1 protein-coding gene is annotated in these 280 nt (G+C 66.4%); it reads left to right on the forward strand.

Annotated features, from left to right (window positions below):
- The first annotated feature begins 2 nt into the window (after nt 1-2).
- Complete coding sequence (gene rpmJ, locus DBV35_RS29955; protein WP_020622917.1) at nt 3-116, forward strand: 50S ribosomal protein L36; 114 nt, start codon at nt 3-5, stop codon at nt 114-116.
- Nucleotides 117-280 lie beyond the last annotated feature (164 nt).

Consider the following 280-nt stretch of genomic DNA (forward strand, 5'->3'; position numbering starts at 1 on the left):
TCGTGAAGGTCAAGCCGAGCGTCAAGAAGATCTGCGACAAGTGCCAGGTGATCCGCCGTCACGGCCGGATCATCGTGATCTGCTCGAACCTGCGCCACAAGCAGCGCCAGGGCTGAGCAGAGCGGTACCGGTCGCGATCCTCTGATCGCGCAGCAGAAGCCCCCGATGCACCTGCCGGGCCACACGGGCCCGGTAGTACCCCCGGAACCAGGCCGGGGCCCGTTCAGCTCAGCGGCGGAACGGGACGGGCATCGGGAAGACCTGGGACGACAACAAGGAG

The organism is Acuticoccus kandeliae (genome assembly GCF_003073115.1).